General features: G+C 73.8%; 19 protein-coding genes. 9 read left to right on the top strand and 10 right to left on the bottom strand.

Going from position 1 to position 20542, the window contains the following annotated elements; translation table 11 throughout:
• Positions 1–5 precede the first annotated feature (5 nt).
• The 3 genes from ACIP9D_RS23885 to ACIP9D_RS23875 are packed head-to-tail and all read left to right on the top strand — an operon-like array spanning position 6 to position 2843.
• The gene (locus tag ACIP9D_RS23885) at positions 6–971 is read left to right on the top strand and encodes a TIGR03885 family FMN-dependent LLM class oxidoreductase (RefSeq protein ID WP_350873075.1); all 966 of its coding nucleotides are present in this window, start codon (positions 6–8) and stop codon (positions 969–971) included.
• A gap of 37 nt (positions 972–1008) precedes the next feature.
• Positions 1009–2589 carry a Na+/H+ antiporter gene (locus ACIP9D_RS23880; RefSeq protein WP_350873074.1) on the top strand — a complete coding sequence of 527 codons (1581 nt, stop codon included), beginning with the start codon at positions 1009–1011 and terminating at the stop codon, positions 2587–2589.
• Positions 2586–2843, top strand: a complete 258-nt coding sequence (locus tag ACIP9D_RS23875) for a UBP-type zinc finger domain-containing protein (RefSeq protein ID WP_350873073.1) — start codon at positions 2586–2588, stop codon at positions 2841–2843. Before ACIP9D_RS23880 ends, ACIP9D_RS23875 begins: the two co-directional genes overlap by 4 nt.
• A 30-nt stretch (positions 2844–2873) precedes the next feature.
• On the opposite strand, the gene ACIP9D_RS23870 is transcribed toward ACIP9D_RS23875, so the two are convergent.
• The 4 genes from ACIP9D_RS23870 to ACIP9D_RS23855 all read right to left on the bottom strand — a co-directional run bounded on the left by ACIP9D_RS23870 (position 2874) and on the right by ACIP9D_RS23855 (position 7853).
• Positions 2874–3407, bottom strand: coding sequence for a GNAT family N-acetyltransferase (locus ACIP9D_RS23870; RefSeq protein WP_350873072.1), 534 nt, complete (start codon positions 3405–3407; stop codon positions 2874–2876).
• Positions 3408–3420: 13 nt separating this feature from the next.
• Positions 3421–4713: an MFS transporter gene (locus ACIP9D_RS23865; protein WP_350873071.1), complete on the bottom strand. Its 1293-nt coding sequence runs from the start codon at positions 4711–4713 to the stop codon at positions 3421–3423.
• Between the two features lie 184 nt (positions 4714–4897).
• Positions 4898–5164: a hypothetical protein gene (locus tag ACIP9D_RS23860; protein ID WP_350873070.1), complete on the bottom strand. Its 267-nt coding sequence runs from the start codon at positions 5162–5164 to the stop codon at positions 4898–4900.
• A gap of 76 nt (positions 5165–5240) precedes the next feature.
• Complete coding sequence (locus tag ACIP9D_RS23855) at positions 5241–7853, bottom strand: glycoside hydrolase family 9 protein (protein ID WP_350873069.1); 2613 nt, start codon at positions 7851–7853, stop codon at positions 5241–5243.
• Positions 7854–8097: 244 nt separating this feature from the next.
• Between ACIP9D_RS23855 and ACIP9D_RS23850 the strand changes: the two genes are divergently transcribed.
• Positions 8098–8823 (top strand): protein phosphatase 2C domain-containing protein, encoded by a 726-nt coding sequence (locus ACIP9D_RS23850; RefSeq protein ID WP_350873068.1) that lies wholly within the window; start codon positions 8098–8100, stop codon positions 8821–8823.
• A 7-nt stretch (positions 8824–8830) separates the two neighbouring features.
• On the opposite strand, the gene ACIP9D_RS23845 is transcribed toward ACIP9D_RS23850, so the two are convergent.
• The 3 genes from ACIP9D_RS23845 to ACIP9D_RS23835 are packed head-to-tail and all read right to left on the bottom strand — an operon-like array spanning position 8831 to position 12623.
• Entirely contained in the window at positions 8831–11509 is a 2679-nt protein-coding gene (locus ACIP9D_RS23845) for an ATP-dependent helicase C-terminal domain-containing protein (protein WP_350873378.1), read from the bottom strand.
• Positions 11510–11537: 28 nt separating this feature from the next.
• A complete protein-coding gene (locus tag ACIP9D_RS23840) occupies positions 11538–11738 on the bottom strand; it encodes a DUF397 domain-containing protein (RefSeq protein WP_350873067.1) in 201 nt (66 codons plus the stop codon).
• Between the two features lie 42 nt (positions 11739–11780).
• Entirely contained in the window at positions 11781–12623 is an 843-nt protein-coding gene (locus ACIP9D_RS23835) for a helix-turn-helix transcriptional regulator (protein ID WP_350873066.1), read from the bottom strand.
• Between the two features lie 142 nt (positions 12624–12765).
• On the opposite strand from ACIP9D_RS23835, the gene ACIP9D_RS23830 reads away from it, so the two are divergent.
• Genes ACIP9D_RS23830 through ACIP9D_RS23820 form a run of 3 tightly spaced genes read left to right on the top strand, consistent with a single transcriptional unit; the run spans position 12766 to position 15551 of the window.
• Positions 12766–13392, top strand: coding sequence for a GPP34 family phosphoprotein (locus ACIP9D_RS23830; protein WP_350873065.1), 627 nt, complete (start codon positions 12766–12768; stop codon positions 13390–13392).
• Between the two features lie 42 nt (positions 13393–13434).
• Complete coding sequence (locus ACIP9D_RS23825) at positions 13435–14964, top strand: APC family permease (protein ID WP_350873064.1); 1530 nt, start codon at positions 13435–13437, stop codon at positions 14962–14964.
• Positions 14961–15551: a GNAT family N-acetyltransferase gene (locus ACIP9D_RS23820; RefSeq protein ID WP_350873063.1), complete on the top strand. Its 591-nt coding sequence runs from the start codon at positions 14961–14963 to the stop codon at positions 15549–15551. Before ACIP9D_RS23825 ends, ACIP9D_RS23820 begins: the two co-directional genes overlap by 4 nt.
• A 151-nt stretch (positions 15552–15702) precedes the next feature.
• Here ACIP9D_RS23820 and ACIP9D_RS23815 read toward each other — a convergent pair whose 3' ends face one another.
• Entirely contained in the window at positions 15703–16518 is an 816-nt protein-coding gene (locus ACIP9D_RS23815) for a SigB/SigF/SigG family RNA polymerase sigma factor (protein ID WP_350873062.1), read from the bottom strand.
• A 378-nt stretch (positions 16519–16896) separates the two neighbouring features.
• Here ACIP9D_RS23815 and ACIP9D_RS23810 point away from each other — a divergent pair, with 378 nt between their 5' ends.
• Positions 16897–17622, top strand: coding sequence for a hypothetical protein (locus ACIP9D_RS23810; protein ID WP_350873061.1), 726 nt, complete (start codon positions 16897–16899; stop codon positions 17620–17622).
• Between the two features lie 19 nt (positions 17623–17641).
• Here the strand turns inward: ACIP9D_RS23810 and ACIP9D_RS23805 are convergent, their stop codons facing one another.
• Positions 17642–19231 (bottom strand): phospholipase D-like domain-containing protein, encoded by a 1590-nt coding sequence (locus tag ACIP9D_RS23805; RefSeq protein WP_350873377.1) that lies wholly within the window; start codon positions 19229–19231, stop codon positions 17642–17644.
• 135 nt (positions 19232–19366) lie between these two features.
• Here ACIP9D_RS23805 and ACIP9D_RS23800 point away from each other — a divergent pair, with 135 nt between their 5' ends.
• Positions 19367–19495, top strand: coding sequence for a hypothetical protein (locus ACIP9D_RS23800; protein WP_350873060.1), 129 nt, complete (start codon positions 19367–19369; stop codon positions 19493–19495).
• A gap of 52 nt (positions 19496–19547) precedes the next feature.
• On the opposite strand, the gene ACIP9D_RS23795 is transcribed toward ACIP9D_RS23800, so the two are convergent.
• Positions 19548–20534 (bottom strand): pirin family protein, encoded by a 987-nt coding sequence (locus ACIP9D_RS23795; RefSeq protein ID WP_350873059.1) that lies wholly within the window; start codon positions 20532–20534, stop codon positions 19548–19550.
• Between the last annotated feature and the right edge of the window lie 8 nt (positions 20535–20542).

Here is a 20542-nt window from a genome sequence, read left to right as displayed (position 1 = left end):
CAGCCATGACGGTGTTCGGCTTCCACGCGTCCCACGAGCAGATCCATCCCCGCGCCCTGCTGGAAGCGGTGATCCACGCCGAGCGGGTCGGTTTCGACGCCGCCATGTCCTCGGACCACTTCTCGCCGTGGAGCACCCGCCAGGGCCACTCCGGCTTCGCCTGGTCCTGGCTCGGCTCGGCGCTGCAGGCCACCGGGCTGCCCTTCGGGGTGGTGAACGCGCCGGGGCAGCGATACCACCCGGCGGTCATCGCCCAGGCGATCGGCACCCTCGCCGCGATGTACCCGGGCCGGTTCTGGGCCGCGCTCGGCACGGGCGAGGCGAGCAACGAGCACATCACCGGTGACGGCTGGCCGCGCAAGGACGTCCGCGCCGCCCGGCTGCGCGAGTGCGTGGACGTGATCCGGGCGCTGCTGGCCGGCGAGGAGGTCAGCCACGACGGGCTGGTCCGGGTGGACCGGGCCCGACTCTGGACCCGGCCCGAGCAGCCGCCGGCGCTGATCGGCGCGGCGGTCAGCGTGGCCACCGCCCGCTGGTGCGCCGAGTGGGCGGACGGGCTGATCACGGTCAACGCGCCCGTCGAGCACCTGCGCCGGATGATCGACGCGTACCGCGACGCCGGCGGCCGGGGCCCGCTTCACCTGCAGGCGCACCTCAGCTGGGCGCCCGACCAGGCCGAGGCCGAGGCCGTCGCCCACGACCAGTGGCGCAGCAACGTCTTCGCCCCGCCGGTCTGCTGGGACCTGGAGACCGCCGAGCACTTCGACGCGGTCTCCGCCGACGTTCCCATGGAGCGGGTGACCCGGGTGGTGAACGTCTCGGCAGACCTGGGCCGGCACGTCGGCTGGCTGGAGGAGTACCAGGCGCTCGGCTTCGACCAGATCGCCCTGCACCACGTGGGCCAGCAACAACGGCCCTTCCTGGACACCTTCGGCGCCGAGGTGCTGCCGAAGCTGCGCGCCGCCCACTGATCGTCCGCGCCGGACGTGCCGCCTAGGCTCCTACCCCATGGAGGGACTCTTCGAGGTCGTCGTCTTCCTGGCGGTCGCGACACTCGGCGCGGCGCTGGCCCGCAAGCTCGGCCTGCTGGCGCCGATCGTCCTGGTGGTGGCGGGTCTCGTGCTCTCCTTCGTGCCCGGCTTCCCGCACGTCCGGCTCGAACCCGAGCTGGTGCTGGTCGGGATCCTGCCGCCGCTGCTCTATGTGGCGGCGCTGGAGACCTCCGTGCCGGCGTTCCGGCACAACCTGCGCCCGATCCTGCTGCTCGCCGTCGGGCTGGTGCTCTTCACCGCGGTCGCGGTCGGGCTGGTGCTGCATCTGCTGCTGCCCGCGGTGCCCTTCGCCGCCTGCCTCGCCCTTGGCGCGGTGGTCGCCCCGCCGGACGCGGTCGCCGCGACGGCGGTGGCCCGCCGGATCGGGCTGCCCCGCCGGGTGGTCACCATCCTGGAGGGCGAGAGCCTGCTCAACGACGCCACCGCGCTGGTGCTGTTCCGGGTCGCCGTCCTGGCCGCTGTCGGTTCGGCGGTCGGGGTGGCCGAGGTGACCAGGGAGGTGCTCGTGTCGGCCGGCGGTGGCGTGCTGATCGGCGCGCTCGGCGCGCTGGTCTTCGGTTTCGTGCACAAGCGGATCAGCGATCCGCTGCTGGACAACGCGCTGTCGCTGATCATCCCGTTCGCGGTGGTCTTCACCGCCGAGGAGATCCACGCCTCCGGAGTGGTCGCGGTGGTGGTCACCGGGCTCGCCCTGGGCCACAAGCTGCCACGACTGCTGTCGGCCGCGTCCCGGCTTCAGGTGGGCGCGGTCTGGCGGCTGGTCCGGTTCCTCCTGGAGGGGCTGGTCTTCCTGCTGGTCGGGCTTCAACTGCCGGACGTGCTGCAGGATCTGGACGAGCCGGCCGGTCGGGTGGTCGGGGTCACCGCGGCGGTGCTCGGCGTCGTCATCGTGGCCCGCTTCGTCTGGCTCTTCCCGGTGACCTACCTCACCCGGCTGGTGCCCCGGCTGCGGCGCGGCGAGGCGAAGCTGGCCAAGCCCGCGAAGTATCCGGCGGTGGTCGGCTGGGCGGGGATGCGCGGCGTGGTGACCCTGGCCGCCGCGCTCGCGCTGCCGCTCACCCTGGCCGACGGGGCGCCGTACCCCCGGGCGCTCTTCATCTGGTTGGCCTTCGCGGTGATCGTGGTGACCCTGGTCGGTCAGGGGGCCACCCTGCCGGCGGTGGCCCGGCGCCTCAAGCTGCCCCCGGACGACGCGGTCCAGGACGCGCTCTCCGCCGCCGGGGTGCAGCAGCAGGCCAGCCGGGCGGCCCGGGAACGCCTCGACGAGCTGGCCGACACCGCGCCGGAGCCGGTGGTGAACCGGCTGCGCCGGGCGGTGGACGACCGGACCAACATGGCCTGGGAGCGTCTCGGCAGCGCCGAACGGGAGACCCCCTCCCAGGCGTACGGGCGACTGCGGCAGGAGATGATCGACGCCGAGCGGGAGGTGTTCCGGGTCGCCCGGGACACCGGCCGGATCCCCGAGGAGGTGCTCGTGCGGGCCTATCGTGATCTGGACCTGGAGGAATCGTTGTTGAAGCAGGAGGGTGGCGAATGAGCTGCCAGCATCTGACCGAGGCCGGCACGGTCGAGCCACGGGCCACCGGGGAGTGCCCGGACTGCGTGGCGATCGGCAACGCCGACTGGGTGCACCTGCGGGCGTGCCTCAGCTGCGGGCACGTCGGCTGCTGCGACTCCTCGCCCAACCGGCACGCGACCAAGCACTTCGAGCAGACCGGGCACCCGGTGATGCGCTCGGTCGAGCCGGGGGAGTCCTGGCGCTGGTGTTTCGTCGACGAGGAGATCGGCTGAGCCGTCGCCGCGGGTGGACGGGGACGCAAGTCAGGGCAGGCGGCGGGCGAGCACCTGGCCGGGCCACGGCTCCCGGCCGGGGCGCCGGACGGTGAACGGGTCGGTGCGGGTGAAGCCCTGCCGCTCGTACCACCGCACGAGCGCGCCGTCGCCGCCGGCGTAGCAGTCCACCCGGAGCAGCCCGACGCCACGGTCGCGGGCCAGCTCGGCGGCGTGCGCCAGCAACCGGCCCCCGATCGCCTGGCCGGCGTACGCGCGGTCGGTGACCAGCAGGTTCACGTACACCTCCGGCTCCGCGGCGGCCGGCACGTACTCGGTGGCCGCGCCCACCACCAGGGCGCCGACCGGGTGTTCGTCGAGCACTGCCAGCCACAGCCCACCCGACCCGGCCCACGCGTCCGCCTGGGCGATCCGGCGGGGATCCGCCGAGGCCGGCTCGGTGCCCCACTGGCCGGCCCGGCCCCGCGCCACCAGCCAGGCGGTCGCGTCGTCGAGCAGGCGCAGGACGGCGGGCGCATCCGTGGGGTCGCCGGGCCGGACGGTCAGGTGCTGCGCAGCGGTCATGGCTGACATGCTCCTACAACGACGACCGTGGATGGTCGGCGTCATCCTGCCCGGCCGTCGCCGTGGCGAGCCCGGCCGACCGCATCGCGTCACGACCGGGCGCGACGGCGGGCCGCGTGCGCAGCGCCCACCGGGTGAGCCCCGGCACGAGCAGGCCCACCAGGGCGAAGAGGGCGACCAGCCCGATCCAACCGGCGCCGCCGCCGTCGAGGACCGCCCAGGTCAGCAGGGCGGGGCCGGCCGCCCGGATCAGGCCGGCGAGCAGGCCGTCCACCCCCTGGTAGGCGCCGATCGCGGCCGGATCGGCCAGCTCGTAGGCGAGCCCGGCGCCGGCCGTGCCGTGCCACAGGTCGCCCACCGTGTAGACGGCCGTGCCGAGTAGCAGCAACCCGATCGCCAACCCGGGTGGCGCGCTGCCGGCGGCGGCGTAGAGCAGCATGGCCGCCGCGAGCACCAGCCCGGCGCGGCGCATGGTGCGGGCGGCCGGCAGGGCACTGCGGGCGCCGCGGCTCAGCCGGACCGCGAGCAGCACGGTGAGCACCGTGTTGACCAGCAGGACCGCCGACACCGTCACCGGTGGCGCCCCGGCCCGGTTCACCGCCCAGAGCGGCAGCACCAGGGTGAGCACCACCCAGTGCAGCGAGAGCAGCGCCGACGCGCCGCTCACCGCCAGGAACGGCCCGTCCCGCAGCGCGCGGCCGACCCGGGGCGGCCCGCCGGCGACGCGGGCCGGCGGAAACGCCGGCAGCCGCATGATCAGCGCTGCGGAGACCAGATAACTCGCCACGTTCCCGAGCACCAGCAGGTGGTAGGCGACGGGAGTGTCCGCAGCGAGCGCGAAGGCGGCCAGCCCGGCGCCGAGCGCGATGCCGAGGTTGGCCACCGCGCGCAGGGTGGCGAAGGCGTGCACACGCCCCTGTGGACCGCCCACCGCGGCGACCAGCGCCGCCCGGACGGTGAGGTTGCCCGAGACCAGCAGCGCGTCCAGCACCGCCACCGCGAGGAACACCGGAAACGAGCCCACCAGCAGGTACGACGCGGCGACGGCGGCCTGTAGCAGCTGGAGTGCGGCCCGCAGGGTACGCGGGTCGTACCGGTCGGCGAGCGCGCCCAGCGGCACGCTCGCGGTGAGCCCGACCAGCCCGGCGACGGTCAGGCCCGCGCCCACCGCGGCCGGGCTCAGCCCGACGATCCGGGTGAGATAGAGCGCGGAGCCGGTGAGCCAGAGCCCGAGCCCGACCGTGTTCGCCAGGGTGGCCAACGCCAGGGTGCGCAGGTGTCCGGGCGGCGGTAGCGGCGAGGCCATCAGCGTCGCCTACGGACGGCGGCGCGCGCGGGACCGGGCATGGCTCGACCGTATGTCCGCACCGTCGGCTGTGGAGTGCCCGACGGGCGCGACGCCGGTCACAGCCGTCCGGCGCCCCGCCGGGTCACTGCCGCCGGCGTCATCCCGTGTCCGGGCCGCGTGGGCGGCCGTGCCGGGCCGATCGTCAGGGGGCGCCGCCGGGTTCGCTGTTGATGGCGGCGTCGGTGGCCAGACCGTCATTGCCGCCGTAGCCCTTGCCCCGGGTGCTGCCACGGGAGCGGCGGCTCACGTCCCGCCGGGTCTGCCGGATCGCCTGGCGCGCGACCCGCAGCGTCTCCTCCCGGTCGACCGGGGTACGCCGTCGTCGCCGTCGCACCAACATCATCATCATCACCACCACTGCGGCGAGGGCGAGCGCCGCGCCGGTCGCGAGCCACAGATGGGTGTCCATGACCGGAACGGTAGGCCGGGCCTGCCAGCACGGGTCCGCCCCGGCGCGACCGGGGTCGCGCCGGGGCGGGGGATGCTCAGGACGACGTGCACCTGGCCCCGTTCAGCGTGACCAGACCGGGGGGTGGGTTCGCGCCGCCGCCGGTGGTCGCGTTGAACCCGAAGGCCACCGTGCCGCCGGGGTTGATCCGGGCGTTGTACGACTCGTTGCGGGCGGTCACCGTGGCGCCGGCCTGGGTCACCTTTGCCAGCCACGCCTCGCGCACCTTCTGGTCGCCGGTGAACGCGAACCGGACGGTCCAGCCGTTCACCACCGTCGCGCCGGTGTTACGGACGGTCAACTGGGCGGTGAACCCGGTGCCGCCCTGCCAGGTGCCGTGGTTGGTGTACGCGACCGCGCAGGTGGCCGCCGGCACCGCACCCGCCTCGCCCTGGTCGGCGAGGAACGACGCGATCCAGGCCAGCGCCGAGTTCCAGTTGATCGCCACCTCGTTGGTCGCGTACGAGTTGATGTCGTCGACGTAGCAGAACATCGGCGCACAGCCGGCGAGCAGCTGCGCGGCGAACGGATCCTGGAGGGCGGCGTTCGCCCCGCCGGCCAACGAACCGGCGGGCGGGTTCGGCGAGGCGGGGTCGAGCTGGTGGGCGAAGATCCGGCTGTGCTGGTTCTGCGCGGCGTGCTCGCCCCACCCGGTCACGTACGAGATGTTGAGCGCGTTGCGGCCGAAGAGGTAGTCCGCCGCCTGCACCGCCCCGTCCCGGTAGCGCGCGTCCCCGGTCAGGTCGAAGGCGGTGGCCAGCACGACGGCGTTGTTGATGATGTTGCTGTTGCCACCCCAGACGTAGCTCCCGGCGTCGCCCGGCAGCGGCAGCCCGTACGCCTGCCGGTTCAGCTCGGTGAGGTACTCGTCGGCGGCGGCGGTGACCGAGGCGCGCACCCGGGCCAGCTCGGCCGCGGGCAGCGCGTTCGGCACGGTGGCCAGGTCGAGCCGGCCCAGCGCGGCGACGCCCTGCCAGCCGAAGCCGCGTGGGTCGAAGACGTCCGCGGTGTGCTGCGGCGATGCGCTCAGGTCGGCCAGGTAGGCCGGTGCGCCGGTGGTCAGCCACAGCTCCACCGCCGCCCAGTAGAACTCGTCGGTGACGTTGGAGTCGTCGTACGCCCCGCCGCCGGTGCTGTCGGTCGCGCTCGCGTACCGGGTGGGGTTGGCCTTGGCCGCCGCGTAGGCGGTGGTGGCCGCGGCGCGGCAGCGGCCGGCGAACGCCGCGTCGTAGGGGGCGTAGAGCCGGGCGCACTGGGCCGCGGTGGCGGCCAGGTTGAGGGTGGCGGCGGTGGACGGCGGATGCAGCTCGCGTGGCTGCGGGTCGTCCTGCGGCGCCAGCGGCAGGCCGGTCCAGTTCCGGTCGTGGATCTTGTGGTGGGCCATGCCGGCGAGCGGCCGTCCGGCGGGCACCTGCATTCGCAGCAGGAACTCCAGCTCCCAGCGGGCCTCGTCGAGGATGTCCGGCACCCCGTTGCCGCGTTCGGGCACCCGCAGGGTGCCGTCGCCGAGCGCGGTTCCGCCGTCCGCGGTGGCCGCCGTCTTGGTCCGCTCGAACGCGTTCAGCAGCTGGTAGGTGGCGATGCCGCCGTTGACCACGTACTTGCCGTGATCGCCGGCGTCGTACCAGCCGCCGCGCACGTCGAGCCGGTAGTCGCAGACGCCGGGTTGGCAGGGCACGTCGGTGTCGCCCTGGTTGGGCGCGACGCCGAGGTGCCCGGCCGGGCGGGCGTACTCCGGGCCGAGCAGTTCGCCGTCGATGGCGATGCCGCTGCGCTGGGCGTAGAAGAACTGGAGCGAGTCGGCGCGCAGCCGGTCGTAGAGGGTGCCGGAGATGTCGAACGGGTGGCTGGTTTCGCCGTCGGCCACCAGGGTCAGCCCGGCACCGGGTGTGCGGTACGCGGAGAAGTCGATGCTCTGCACGTTCTGGCCGGAGGCGAGGTCCACCCCGCGCGGGTCGGTGCTGCCGCTGGCCAGCACCGCGCCGGTGGCGGAGCGCAGCTGCCAGGGCAGCGGCTCGGTCGCCTCGGTGACCACGGTGGCGTTCTTCGGCCCGCCGGGAAGGTAGCCGACCTGGTTCACCCGCACCCGCGGCCCGGTGTCCGGCTCGTACGGCTCGGGCGGCTCGCCGCCGCGTAGCGAGACGTTGTCCAGGCAGGCAACCTGCTCGTCGGCGCTCCCGCCCACCTGGAAGATCAGCTGCGCGGAGGGGTTGTCGTCCGGAACGGTGAAGGTCCGCTCGACGCGCTGGGCGGTGCCGCCGGCGGTGACGGTGACGCTGGCGTAGCCGGTGTAGGGCGCGCTGCCCAGTTGCAGCACCGCGGTGACCGGGGCGCCGGGGCTGGCGGAGACGTCGAAGGCAAGGGTGTATTCGGCGCCGGCGGTCAGCGCCACGCCGTCCTGGCCGATGCCGGCGTCCCACGGGTTGGCCAGCCCGCCGGGGACGGTCGCGCAGAGCCGGCCGTCGGTGATCCCGAGCGGGCCGGTGCCGTAGGAGAACCAGGGGGCGATGCCGGCGCTGAAGTCGCCGTTGTCGATCTGTTCCGGTGCGTCCGGTGGCGGCTCGGCCTGGGCCGGGCCGGCGCCGACGCCGGTGAGGGCCAGGATGGTCGCCGCGGCGAGCAGCGCGCGGCGGCGTCGGGATGGCTTCACGGGGGGTCCTTCCGGGACGGTGGGCGGATCGTGGTGGCGGCCGCACTTGAACTGGGAGCGCTCCCAGCCTGTCCGGTCGATGTTTCCAGTGGTCGGCGGCCCTGTCAATCGATCCTGCTTGATGAACTGCGGCGATCCGTGACCCGTCGGAAGTCGGCGGAGGACAGTGAGATTCGCCGCGCCACGCGGCGTCGGCGTGATCTCCTAGAGACAACTGCGCCCTTCGCCTGGCAGGCTGCCTCCCATGACCCTGAAGCTGCGTTCCGTGGGAACGAGCGACCGTGGGCTGATCCGCAGCGGAAACCAGGACGCCCTGCACGCCGGCACCTGGCTGGTCGCCGTCGCCGACGGCATGGGCGGCATGGCGGCCGGCGACCTGGCCAGCGCGATCACCATCGACGCGGTGGCGCCGCTGGACGTCGAGACCCCGGAGGACGCACTGGTGGCCGCCCTGCAGAGCGGCATCGAGCTGGCCACCGCGCGGATCCGCCAGGCGGTCAGCGAGGATCCGGAGCGGCAGGGCATGGGCACCACGCTGACCGCCCTGCTCTTCGCTCGGACCGGCAGCTGCCTGGCGCTGGCCCACATCGGTGACTCCCGCGCCTACCTCTACCGCGAGGGCGTGCTCAAGCAGATCACCCGGGACGACACCTTCGTGCAGATGCTGGTCGACCAGGGCCTCATCACTCCCGACCAGGCCAGCAGCCACCCGCGGCGGGCCGTGGTGACCCAGGCGCTGCAGGGCGACGAGGTCTCCCCGTCGTACGCGACGATGGTGCCCCGGGACGGCGACCGGTGGCTGCTGTGCAGTGACGGCCTCTCCAACGTGGTCCGTCCGGACACCCTGGCCGAGGTGCTGGCGGAGCATCCGGACCGGGCCGAGTGCGCCCGCCGGCTGATCGACCTGGCGCTGCGCGCCGGCGGCCCGGACAACATCACGGTGGTCGTCGCCGACGTCGTCGAGGAGTGACGGGCGCTCAGCGTCGACGCGGGGTGGCGTGCCGGGTCGGCGTCGCGGTGCTCGGATCCTCCGGCCAGGGATGCCGGGGATAGCGACCCCGCAGCTCGGCCCGGACCTGCGGATAGCCCACCCGCCAGAAGGAGGCCAGGTCCGCGGTGACCGCGACCGGGCGGCCGGCCGGTGAGAGCAGGTGCAACAGCACGGGCACCCGCCCGCCCGCGATCCGGGGTGCGTCCCGCCAGCCGAAGGTCTCCTGCAACTTCACCGCCAACACCGGCGCGGCCGGGTCCGCGTAGTCCACCCGGATCCGGGAGCCGGTCGGCACGGTGAGCCGCTCCGGCGCGACCTCGTCCAGGCGGGCCGCCAGGGACCAGGGCAGCAGCCGGCGAAGGGCGGCCGTCACGTCCACCCGGGCCAGGTCCGCCCGGCGTCGCGCGCGGGCCAACTCCGGACCAAGCCAGACCGGTGCGGCGGCGAGCAGCGCGGCGTCGTCGACGTCCGGCCACTCGTCGCCGAGCGCGTGCCGGCAGAACGCCAGCCGTTCGCGCAGCGCCCGGGCAGCCGGGGTCCAGTCCAGCAGGCCCAGCCCCGTGCGGCGCAGCCCGGTCAGCAGGGCCTCGCCGACCTCTGCCGGGTCGGGGCGGGTCAACGGGCGCTCGACCAGCTCGACCGCGCCCAGCCGGACCACCTCCCGGGCCACCACGTCGGCGCCGGACCAGCCGACCTCCCGTTCGGTGCGCAGCAGCGGCCCGCCCGCCTCCCGGGCGGTGGCCTCGTCGAGCGCGGTGGCGAGCCGGATCCGCGCGCTCGGCGCGCCGGGGGAGCGGTCGGCCACGGCCACCGCCAGCCACTGCGACCCGGCCAGCCCCGACCCGGGCCTCAGCTCCGCCTCGGTGCCGCCGGTCATCAGGTACGACGACCCACCGGCGCGGCGCACCCGGGCCAGCCGCTCAGGGTGGGCCAGCCCGACCAGCAGCCCGGCGGCGAGGTCGTCCGGCAGCCACTGCGAGCCGGACCGTCGCTGGCCGCCGGCACCGGCCGATCCCGATGGGCGCGCCGGTCGGGCGCCGCCCCGGGGCTGCTCGGTGTCGCGGCTCGCCTCCGCGGTGGACCCCGCTCCGGGGCCGCCGGTCGCCGCGGGCAGGCTGGCGCGCAGCCGGCGTACCTCGGAGCGCCAGCGTGCGGTGGCCGCCGGGTCGACGCCGTCGCGCAGCCGGCGCCAGGCGGCGGTCAGGTCGTCGCCCGGGCCGGCGACCGTGTCCTCGGCGAGCAGTGCGACCACCTCGGCCGCCCGGTCGGCGCCGACCCGGTCGGCGCCGTCGAGCAGCGCCCGGGCCAGCCGGGGGTGCGCCCCTGCGCCGGCGATCGCCCGACCCCGTCCGGTGATCCGGCCCGCCGCGTCGACCGCGCCGAGAGTGGTGAGGGTGTCCCGGGCGACCGTCATCGCCGCCGCCGGCGGCGGGTCGGGCAATGCCAGCCCGGTCCCGTCCGGGCGGCCCCAGGCGGCCAGGTCCAGGGCGAAGCCGGTGAGGTCCGCCGTGGCGATCTCCGGTTCCGGCTGCGCGGGCAGCCGCTCATGGATCGCCGCCGACCAGCAGCGGTAGACGTATCCGGGTGCCTCGCGGCCGGCCCGGCCGGCGCGCTGGGTGGCCGCTGCCCGGGACACCGGCACGGTCACCAGCGCGCCGAGGCCGCGGGCCAGGTCCATCCGGGCCACCCGGCTCAGCCCGGCGTCCACCACCATCCGCACCCCGGGGACGGTCAGGCTGCTCTCGGCGACCGCGGTGGCCAGCACCACCCGGCGGCTGCCGGCGGCGTCCGAACCTTCTCGCGCCGCCCCGTCAGACCTGCCGGGCCGGGATGGTCGTGGGCGCAGCGCCGCGTCCTGCTCGGCGGCGCGCTGGCGGCCGTGCAGCGTCAGCACCTCGACGGTCTCCGGCAGGTCGGCCAGTCGGCGGGCGACCGCGGCGATCTCACCCGCCCCGGGCAGGAAGACCAGCACGTCGCCCTCGTGTTCGCGCAACGCCCGGCGGACGGTCGCCGCCACGTGGTCGAGCAGGGCGCGGTCCACCGGGCCGGCCCCCGGCGCGAGCACAGGCCGGGGCGGTGGCGCCCAGATCCGGGTCACCGGGTGCAGCGCGGCCTCCGCCCGGACGATCGGGGCGGGGGTGGCCGCACCGCCGAGCAGCGCGGCGAACCGGTCCGCCTGCGGGGTGGCCGACATGGCCAGCAGCCACAGGTCTGGGCGGAGCGCGCCGCGCGCCTCCACCGCGAAGGCGAGCGCGAGGTCGGCGTCGAGCTGCCGCTCGTGGCACTCGTCCAGCAGCACCGCGCCGGTGCCGGGCAGATCGGGGTCGTGCTGCAGCCGGCGGACCAGCAGCCCGGTGGTGACCACCTCGACGCGGGTGTCCGGGCCGACCCGCCGCTCGCCGCGGACCGCGTAGCCGATCCGGCCGCCGACCCGCTCACCGAGCAGGTCGGCCATCCGCCGGGCCGCCGCACGCGCGGCCACCCGACGGGGCTGAGCGATCAGGACCCGCCCGTCGACCTGGTCGGCGACGGCCAGCGGCGCGAGCGTGGTCTTGCCGGTGCCCGGCGGGGCCACCAGGACGGCGGCGCCGCCCGCGCGCAGGGCCGCGACCGTCGCCGGCAGCGCCGCCCGCACGGGCAGGTCCAGGCGTACGTCGGAGAGCACGGCCCAGTCTCGCACCGGCCCCGCGGGGTCAGTCGGGGCGTACCCCGTCGACGCCGGCGACGAAGGCGCGCCACGCCACCGGCGGGAAGACCAGCACCGGGCCGGACGGGTCCTTGCTGTCCCGCACCGCGACCCGGCCGGCGATCGGGCCGACCTCCACGCAGTTGCCGTTACCGCTGCTGCGGGAGCTGGTGCGCCAGGGCACCGGGTTCTTCTCGAGCACGTTCATTCGCGGTACCCCCGTCTGGGCTGGCGTGCCGCGTCAGGCGGGTCACGCAAAGTAACGAGCAGCCTCCGCCAGGCGGGTCAACGACGCCGCCGGATCCAGTGCCATCCGGCACAGCTCCTCGTGCACCAGGCTATACCCGCGCACATGATCGGCTTCCTCCAAGGCCAGCCCTAACGTGAGGTTATCCAGGTAAACCACGGACGCGTCGGCGGCGTCGGGGAAGTTCAGGACGACGTACGGAGTGCTCATGGCCGGGTGCCCGCCAGCGCTGAATGGAAGTACCTGGATTGTCACGTTGGGTAACTGTGCGACCCGACCCATGTGGACCAACTGCTCGGCCATCACGACCGGGCCGCCGACCGGGCGCAGCAGCACCGCCTCGTTCAGCACCACCGACAGCCGCACCGGGTCGTCCCGGCGCAGCACGTTCTGCCGGTGCAGCCGGGCGGCCACCTTGCGCTCCAGGCCCTCCTCGCCGGCGGTGCGCCGGTAGATCTCCCGGGCGTACGCCTCGGTCTGCAGCAGGCCGGGCACCGACTCGGCCTCGTACGTGCGCAGCTGCGCCGCCTCGGCCTCCAGTCCGACGTAGAACTCGAACCACTCGGGCAGCACGTCGCTGTAGGTCTGCCACCAGCCGCGCTGCTGCGCGCCGCGGGCGATCTCGATCAACGCCTCCGCGTCGGCCCCGGTCACCTGGTACAGCGCGAGGGCGGCCCGCACGTCGCGTGGCTTGATGCCGATCTGCGCGTTCTCGATCCGGGACAGGTTGCTCTTCGACATGTCCAGTTGGCGGGCGGCGACATCGAGGGTCATGCCCGCCCGTTCGCGGAGCTGACGGAGTTCGCGGGCGATGCGGCGGCGGCGCACGGTAGGGCTGGCGGTCACCGTGCGAGTCTGCCACGGCAAGATCCGCAGGTCGCATGAGCACGCAGTGCAACTTTCAAAAGTGGGAGTTGCATTGCGAAAGCGGCGGGTGCATCCTTTCCCGGTCGCGGATCACTGTGGACACCCCTGCTCAGGAGGACCGTTGCTCATCGCCGACGAGTTCTTCCTGATCGCCCACAACGACAGCCGGGGCAAGGCGAAACTCCACCCGGCCGCGAACGGGCTCGGTCTCGCCGCCGGCCTGCTCGGTGAACTGCTCCTCTATGGACATGTGATGGTCACCGACGGGCTGGTCACCGTGCTCGACCGGCGCCCGCCGGCAGACGCGCTCGCGCACACCGTGCTCGACCAACTGGTCGGCGAACCGCAACACCGGGCGGTCCGCACCTGGCTGAGCTTCCTCGCCCAGACCTCGGTCGCCTCCGTTGGCGAGCGGCTGGCCCGGGCCGGCGTACTGCGCCGCCAGGAGACCCGCCGGCTGCTGCGGACGTCGGTCAGCTACCTGCCGGTCGACCTCAACGCGGTGGCCTGGCCGGCGACCCGACTGCGTGCCCTGCTCGACCGCCCCGAGCCGCCGAGTGTCCCGGACGCGCTGCTGCTCGGCCTGATCGTGGCCGCGGGGCTCTCCCGCGAGGTGCTGTGGAGCGCGGGGCCGCGTGCCCACCACCGGCTCAACGTCCTCATCCCGGCGCTGCCCGCGCCGCTGAAGGAACTCGTCGCGCACACCGAGGCCGCGGTCGGCGCCGCGGTGCTGCGCCGCGTCACCTGACCCCCGGCACCCCTACCTCTCCCTCGCGAATCGGAGCAGCCGATGCCCCCGACAGCTACCGTCGAACGACCGAGCAACGTGTCCGAGTCACTGGCCCGGGGGCGTCTCGGCGTCCCCTCCGTGATCTTCTTCGTGCTGTCCGCCGCCGCGCCGCTGACCGTGGTCGCCGGCGTGGTCACCACCGGCTACGGCGTCATCGGGGTGACCGGCATTCCGCTGGCCTTCCTGGTGATCGCCGCGGTGCTGGCGCTCTTCTCGGTGGGCTACGTCGCGATGTCCCGACGGGTGGCCAACGCGGGCGCCTTCTACGCCTACATCTCCCGCGGTCTCGGCCGGCCGGCCGGGGTCGGGGCCGCCTGGGTGGCGCTGATCGCTTACAACGCCCTCCAGGTCGGGCTCTACGGCACGATCGGCATCGCCGCCGAGCCGGTCCTGGACCGGTTCTTCGGCATCACCCCTGCCTGGTGGGCGGTGGCACTGGTCGCCTGGGCGATGGTGGCGGTCCTGGGCATGCTCCGGGTGGACATCAACGGCATGGTGCTGGCCGCGCTGCTCATCGCCGAGATCGCGGTGATCCTCGTCTTCGACCTGGGGCAGCTCAGCCACCCGGCCGAGGGCGGAGTCAGCCTGGCCGCGCTCTCGCCGGAGAACCTGTTCGTGCCGGGCGTCGGCGCGCTGCTGGTGCTCGCCACCACCGGCTTCGTCGGTTTCGAGTCCTCGGTGGTATTCAGCGAGGAGACCAAGGATCCGAAGCGGACCGTGCCGCTGGCCACGTACCTCTCGGTCGTCATCATCGCCGCGCTCTACGCGCTGTCGTCCTGGTCGATGACAGTGGCCACCGGGCCGGACCGGATCGTCGCCGAGGCGGGCGAGCAGAGCGTCGGGCTGATCTTCAACCTGGCCGGCGCGCACCTCGGCGACACCGCCGTCGCCATCGGTCAGGCGCTCTTCCTCACCTCGGTGCTGGCCGCCATGATCTCGTTCCACAACACCACCGCCCGGTACGCGTTCGCGCTGGGCCGGGAGCGGGTGCTGCCGGCGGTGTTCGGACGGACCTCACCGCGCTCCGGCGCGCCGCGGGCCGCCTCGCTCGCGCAGACCGTGCTGGGCCTCGTGGTGATCCTGCTCTATGCGGCCAACGGCTGGGACCCGGTGGTCAAGCTCTTCTTCTGGGGCGGGACGGCGGGTGGGTTCGGGGTGCTGCTGCTGATCGCCACCACCTCGATCGCGGTGATCGCCTTCTTCGCCCGGGGCGCCGCCACCGAGACGCTCTGGCGGCGGGTCATCGCTCCGGGACTGGCCACCGTCGCGCTTCTGGTGATCGTCTGGCTGGCCGTGGCGAACTTCGCCGACCTGCTCGGCGTGGCCCCGGACTCGCCGCTGCGGTGGGCGATTCCGGCCGCGTACCCGGTCGCGGCGCTGCTCGGTGTGCTCTGGGCGCTGGTGCTGCGCGGCAGTCGCCCGGACACGTACGCCCGGATCGGGCTGGGCGCGGAGAGCGCGGCGACGGCGGCGCTGCCGGTACCGCGTACGGGTGGAGACACCCCGACCGAGGCGGAGGCGCGGCGATGACCGAGGCGCGGATCGAGCGGCTCGGGCCGGCGGAGACCGCGCTGGTCGCCGGGCGGATCGCCGAGGCCTTCAGCGTGCTCGACGCCACCGCCTGGCTGGTGCCCGACGCGGCCAAACGGGAGGCGGTCCTGGCCGGCAACTTCGAGATCCTGGTCGAGCACGCGATGCGACACGGCCTGGTCCACGCCACCGTGGACCGGGCGGCGGTGGCCGTCTGGTTCCCGTCGGTCGGCGAGCCGGCCCCGCCACCGGAGGCGTACGACGCCCGACTCGCCGCCGCCTGCGGCGAGTGGACCGAGCGCTTCCAGCACCTCGACGAGCTCTTCGCCGCCCATCATCCCCATCCGGACCATCACCACCTGGCCTTCCTGGCGGTGCGACCGGAGCGGCAGCGGCAGGGGCTGGGCACCGCCCTGCTCCGCCACCACCACGCCTGGCTGGACGCCCACCGGATGCCGGGTTACCTGGAGGCGAGCAGCGAGAGCAGCCGCGACCTGTACGCGCGGCACGGCTACCGGGTCGCCGAGCCGTTCCGACTGCCCGACGGCACGCCGTTCTGGCCCATGTGGCGGGAGCCCGCGGGCTGACGTCACGTCACCCCCGCTGACGGCGCGAGCCGGGCCGCCCCGAAGGAGCGATCCGGCTCGCGCATTGTCACGTGTGCGTGACGGTGGGTCAGGGGTCCCGCCCCGGACGTGACCGGTGGCCGGGCCGCCAGGCCCGGCCACCGGTGAACCGTCAGTAGGCGCCGTCGAGCTGCCCCCGCAGCTTGGTCAGCGCGCGGGCCAGCAGCCGGGAGACGTGCATCTGCGAGACGCCGATCTGCTCGGCGATCTGCGACTGGGTCAGGTTGCCGTAGAACCGCAGGGTGAGGATCTTCTGCTCGCGCTCGTCGAGGGTGGCCAGCGCCGGGCCGAGGGCGACGCGCAGCTCGGCCAGCTCGAACTCGCTGTCCTCGCCGCCGAGCATGTCGCCCAGTTCGGTGGCCCGCTCGCCGTCACCGGTGGGGGTGGAGAGAGAGACGGCGTTGTAGGCCCGGGCGCCCTCCAGGCCCTCCAGCACCTCTTCCTCGGTGAGCTTGAGGTGGGCGGCGATGTCGGCGACCGTCGGCGAGCGGCCGAGGGTCTGCAGCAGCGTGCTGTTGGCGTCGGAGATCTGCAGGCGCAGCTCCTGGAGGCGACGGGGCACCCGGATGTCCCAGGTGCGGTCGCGGAAGTGCCGCTTGAGCTCACCCACGATGGTGGGGATCGCGTAGCCGGCGAAGTCGACGCCACGGGACGGGTCGAACTTGTCGATCGCCTTGATCAGACCGATCGCGGCGGTCTGCGCCAGGTCGTCGCTGGGCTCGCCCCGGCCGCTGTAGCGGTGGGCGAGGTGGTTGGCGAGCGGCAGCCAGGCCTCGATCGCCTTGTCGCGCATCGCGGCGCGCGACGGGTGGTTGGTGGGCAGTGCGGCCATCGCGTTGAGCAGGTCGGTGGCGCTGTCGGAGAGCGACCGTGGGTCGAGCTTCCTGGTGCCGCTCGTCGTCTGCTCGCTGATCGTTGGCGCGGTCATGGGTGGTCCTCCCTGCACCTCGTCCGCGGATAAAAGACGTGACGCTTTGGTTTAGCTTCGGATGGGCCGTTCGGGACTCACCTTAGCCTGATCGTCTTGCCGAAATCTAGCCGAACGGCTGATGTACTTAAGTGATTTTCTGTCATGTTTGCGAACGAATCCGACATAATCGCGATGGCCTGTGAGGCTGATTACGGGTTCGATCGGCCCAGCCGCCGCCACCTGCACATCGCCCGGTGTCACCCGTACGGGTGAGGAGATCCCGCCGAGCGGTCAACGTGAAATCCGACATGAGGCGCGCACTGTCTACTTTCCGTCCTTGTCCCGTGTACGGGACCACCCGTAGGTTCGGCGCATACCCATTGGGATGGAGGCGCCGTGCTCGACCCTGCCGCTCCCCAGCTCGTCGTGAACAGCCGCACCCTCTACTTCAGCTGGCTGCCGGCGGACCCGGGCGCGGTCGCTGCGCTGGTACCGGCCGGGTTGCGTCCTCGCCCGGACCGGCAGGTCTTCCTCAACCAGTACGTGGTCGATGACGAATCCCAGACCTCGGGCTTCGGCGCCTACAGCCTGACCTACCTCGGCGTGTCCCTCAGCGGGGTCGACGCTCCAGGTGGCATCAGCCCGGGCGGCTGGTGGACGAACTACGTCGCCTCCAGCCCCCAGGTGCTCGACTACGCCCAGGCCCGCGGCGCGCCCGCGCTGCTCGGCGGGACCGTCATCGACGTACACGACGGCACCCTGGTCGCCGAGACCGAGCTGGACGGTGTCCCGGTGATCCGGGCCCGTTGCCGGGTCGGGGACACCGGCCACGTGATCAGCAGCGGCCACCACCGCTACTTCACCCGACGCAACGGGCGGCTGGTCAGCTCCGTCTACCCCTACCTCGCCGAACCGGTGACCCCGTTCGAGATCGAGTCGGTGGAGTTCCTCGAGCCGGAGCACCCGGTCTACGCGCTCCGCCCGGCCAACCCGCTCGTCATCTCCTGGGGCTTCTACTCGCCGCGCGCGTCGTTCGCCTACCCCGGCGGGCTGACCGTGCACGCCGGCGACGCCGCACTGCCGAGCGAGCGGCTCGCCGGCTTACCGGTTCCGGCGGCCTGACCGTCCCGGCCCCCGAGGTTCACCAGGTGCCGGCCCGGCGGGCGTGCAACGGTCGCCCGTCCGGGTCGTAGAGCAGCCGGTACATCGGTAGCGCCCACGCCCGGGTGAACCAGCCCAGCCGCTCCGGGCGGTGCGGTCGCAACCGGCCGGGCGGCCGGGGGCCGGCCTGCCCGCCGTCGTACCACCCCTGCAGGGCGTCGGCGGCCGCGGACAGCGTGGCGACGGCCTCGGCCGGGTCGAGCAGGTCGGCGTCCTGCCCGCCGGCCGGATCCCGGTCCAGGTGCTCGCGCCAGAGCCGCAACCGCAGCTCCCGGGCGAAGACCCGGGCGCCGTCGCCCCGCCCGGCCGGGTCGATCGGCGCCCGGTCGTCCCGCGTGTCGTCCAGCACCGCGCAGGAGAGCTCGCTGTCGTGGGTCCACGAGCGGCGGTTGAAGTTGTCGCTGCCCACGCTGGCCCAGACGTCGTCGACCACGCAGACCTTCGCGTGCACGTAGACCGGGTCGCCGGACGGGTTCTCCAGGTCGAAGACGTGCACCCGGTCGGGCGCGGCCCGTTCGCAGAGCGAGAGCGCCTGCTCCCGGCCGACCATGTTGGGCGGCAGCGCCAGCCGGCCGTCCACGTCCGGGTAGCGCGGCACCACCGCGACCAGGTGCAGCTCCGGGTTCTCCCGCAGCGCGCGGGCGAAGAGATCGGCCACCTCCGCGGACCAGAGGTACTGGTCCTCCAGGTAGATCAGCCGGCGAGCCCGGCGCACCGCCTTGGTGTAACCCCGGGCCACCGTCCGCTCCCCGTCCGGGGCGAAGGAGTAGCGCGGCCGCACGGCCGGATAGGTGCGCAGCACCTGGATCTGGTGCGGCCCGCACGGCGGCGGATCGGCCGGCTGTTCCGGCAGCGGATCCGGGCTCAGATCGGCCCCGCGCAGTCGGTCCCGCAGGAATGCCAGCGGGTTCTCCGAGTCCAGCGGCATCGGGTCGGTCCACCGCTCCCGGAAGAGCGTGTCCAGCGCGCCGACCACCGGCCCGCGTACCGCCAACTGCACGTCGTGCCAAGGTGGATGCGGACCGTACCGGCCCGACATCTGCACCGCCTGCGGGTCGCCCTGGTGACCGGCGTCGTCCCGCCGGCTGTGGCAGAGGTCGATCCCACCAGCGAAGGCGATGTCCCGCTCCGGCTCCGCCGGATGCCGCAGCACCACCAGCTTCTGGTGGTGCGAGCCGCCGCGGCGTACCCGCTGGTCGAGCAGGACCTCGCCGCCGGCCGCGGAGATCGCCTCGCTGAGGTCGCGGTTCTCCGCTTCGCTGTAGGCCAGGGCGTCTAGGTGCGAGCGCCAAATCAGGCCCTTCACCACCACGCCACGCTGGGCCGCCTGGGCGAAGAGTTGGGCAACCGTGGGGCCCTCGGGGCGCATGAGCTGGTCGGGGTCCCCGCGCCAGTCGGTGAAGAACAGGTGGTCACCAGCGGCCAGCGCCTCGACCTCGGTGACCAGCCGGTCGAAGTAGGCCGCGCCGTGAATTAACGGCTCGGCCAGGTTTCCACCGGTCCAGACGGGTAACTCAGAGACCGGGTTGGCGCGTTCGGCTGCGGTGAGGAACCAGTCCTGCAGCGGCAACGTTCCGTCCCTCCCGAGGTCAACCACGTCCTCACGGTAGGACCCCCGCCGTGGGTCCGCACCCCGGCCGGCGACACCTGTGCCCTGGCCGGCGTCCACCCCGAGTCAGACGCGAACAGCCGAGGAGGCCACACCATGCCCAGCGAGACGACGAATCCCATGACCGAGCACCGCGAGCCGGCGGTGGAGGGCGAACGGGGAGCGCTGGTCGCCGTGTTCCTCATGGTCATCCTCGGAGTGGCTGGGATCTTCGCCGTCTCCTGACCGGTGACACGCGCGGGCGGCGGGGTCGACCCCCGCCGCCCTGGGCCGTGGGTCAGGGGCGAGGACCCTGACCGTCGGTGTGCGGCAGCCGCTCGGCCGGGATGACGCCGAGCTTGCCGGCCTGGAAGTCCTCGAACGCCTGGAGCAGCTCGTCGCGGGTGTTCATGACGAACGGACCGTAGTGCGCGACGGGCTCCCGGATCGGCTGCCCACCCATGATGTAGAGGTCCAGCGCCGGCGTGTGCGCGTCCTGGCTGGCGTCCGCGGTGAACCGGAGCGCGTCGCCCGGGCCGTGCACGGCGAGCTGACCGGTGTGCACCGGCCGCCGGTCGGTGCCGACCGTGCCGCGCCCGCCCAGCACGTAGGCCAGGGCGTTGAACTCGGGCCGCCAGGGCAGGTCCACCTGCGCGCCCGGCTGAACGGTGACGTGGGTGATGGTGATCGGGGTGTGCGTCGAGCCCGGGCCGTGGTGCCCGGCGACCTCGCCGGCGATCACCCGGATCAGCGCCCCGCCGTCGGGCGTGGTGAGCAGCGCCGACTCCTTGCCGCGGATGTCCTGGTAGCGCGGCGGGTTCATCTTGGCGACCTTGGGCAGGTTGACCCAGAGCTGGGTGCCGTGGAACAGCCCACCGCTCATCACCAGGTGCTCCGGCGGGGCCTCGATGTGCAGCAGCCCGCTGCCGGCGGTCATCCACTGGGTGTCGCCGTCGGTGATGGTGCCGCCGCCGCCGTGCGAGTCCTGGTGGTCGAAGACGCCGTCGATGATGTACGTGACGGTCTCGAAACCCCGGTGCGGGTGCCACGGGGTGCCCTTCGGCTCACCCGGCGCGTAGTCCACCTCGCCCATCTGGTCGAGGTGGATGAACGGGTCCAGGTCGGTCATCGGCACTCCGGCGAAGGCCCGGCGCACCGGGAAGCCCTCGCCCTCGAAGCCGCTCGGGGCGGTGGTGAGCCGACGGACCGGCCGGAAGGCGGTGGACTCGTCGAGCCGCGGCAGGCGCGGCAGGACGAGGACGTTGTCGACGGTGATCGCGGGCATCGGTGGCT

Source organism: Micromonospora sp. NPDC093243 (genome assembly GCF_044753725.1).
Taxonomy (GTDB): domain Bacteria; phylum Actinomycetota; class Actinomycetes; order Mycobacteriales; family Micromonosporaceae; genus Micromonospora.
The sequence above is the reverse complement of the archived record's forward strand: the minus strand, read 5'-3'. Positions and strand labels throughout refer to the sequence as shown.

What these genes read in the sequence shown, in the direction of transcription:
- ACIP9D_RS23885 (WP_350873075.1), top strand. Translation starts at nt 6, where the DNA reads ATGACGGTGTTCGGCTTCCACGCGTCCCACGAGCAGATCCATCCCCGC.
- ACIP9D_RS23880 (WP_350873074.1), top strand. Translation starts at nt 1,009, where the DNA reads ATGGAGGGACTCTTCGAGGTCGTCGTCTTCCTGGCGGTCGCGACACTC.
- ACIP9D_RS23875 (WP_350873073.1), top strand. Translation starts at nt 2,586, where the DNA reads ATGAGCTGCCAGCATCTGACCGAGGCCGGCACGGTCGAGCCACGGGCC.
- ACIP9D_RS23870 (WP_350873072.1), bottom strand. Translation starts at nt 3,407, where the DNA reads ATGACCGCTGCGCAGCACCTGACCGTCCGGCCCGGCGACCCCACGGAT.
- ACIP9D_RS23865 (WP_350873071.1), bottom strand. Translation starts at nt 4,713, where the DNA reads ATGGCCTCGCCGCTACCGCCGCCCGGACACCTGCGCACCCTGGCGTTG.
- ACIP9D_RS23860 (WP_350873070.1), bottom strand. Translation starts at nt 5,164, where the DNA reads ATGGACACCCATCTGTGGCTCGCGACCGGCGCGGCGCTCGCCCTCGCC.
- ACIP9D_RS23850 (WP_350873068.1), top strand. Translation starts at nt 8,098, where the DNA reads ATGACCCTGAAGCTGCGTTCCGTGGGAACGAGCGACCGTGGGCTGATC.
- ACIP9D_RS23840 (WP_350873067.1), bottom strand. Translation starts at nt 11,738, where the DNA reads ATGAACGTGCTCGAGAAGAACCCGGTGCCCTGGCGCACCAGCTCCCGC.
- ACIP9D_RS23825 (WP_350873064.1), top strand. Translation starts at nt 13,435, where the DNA reads ATGCCCCCGACAGCTACCGTCGAACGACCGAGCAACGTGTCCGAGTCA.
- ACIP9D_RS23820 (WP_350873063.1), top strand. Translation starts at nt 14,961, where the DNA reads ATGACCGAGGCGCGGATCGAGCGGCTCGGGCCGGCGGAGACCGCGCTG.
- ACIP9D_RS23815 (WP_350873062.1), bottom strand. Translation starts at nt 16,518, where the DNA reads ATGACCGCGCCAACGATCAGCGAGCAGACGACGAGCGGCACCAGGAAG.
- ACIP9D_RS23800 (WP_350873060.1), top strand. Translation starts at nt 19,367, where the DNA reads ATGCCCAGCGAGACGACGAATCCCATGACCGAGCACCGCGAGCCGGCG.
- ACIP9D_RS23795 (WP_350873059.1), bottom strand. Translation starts at nt 20,534, where the DNA reads ATGCCCGCGATCACCGTCGACAACGTCCTCGTCCTGCCGCGCCTGCCG.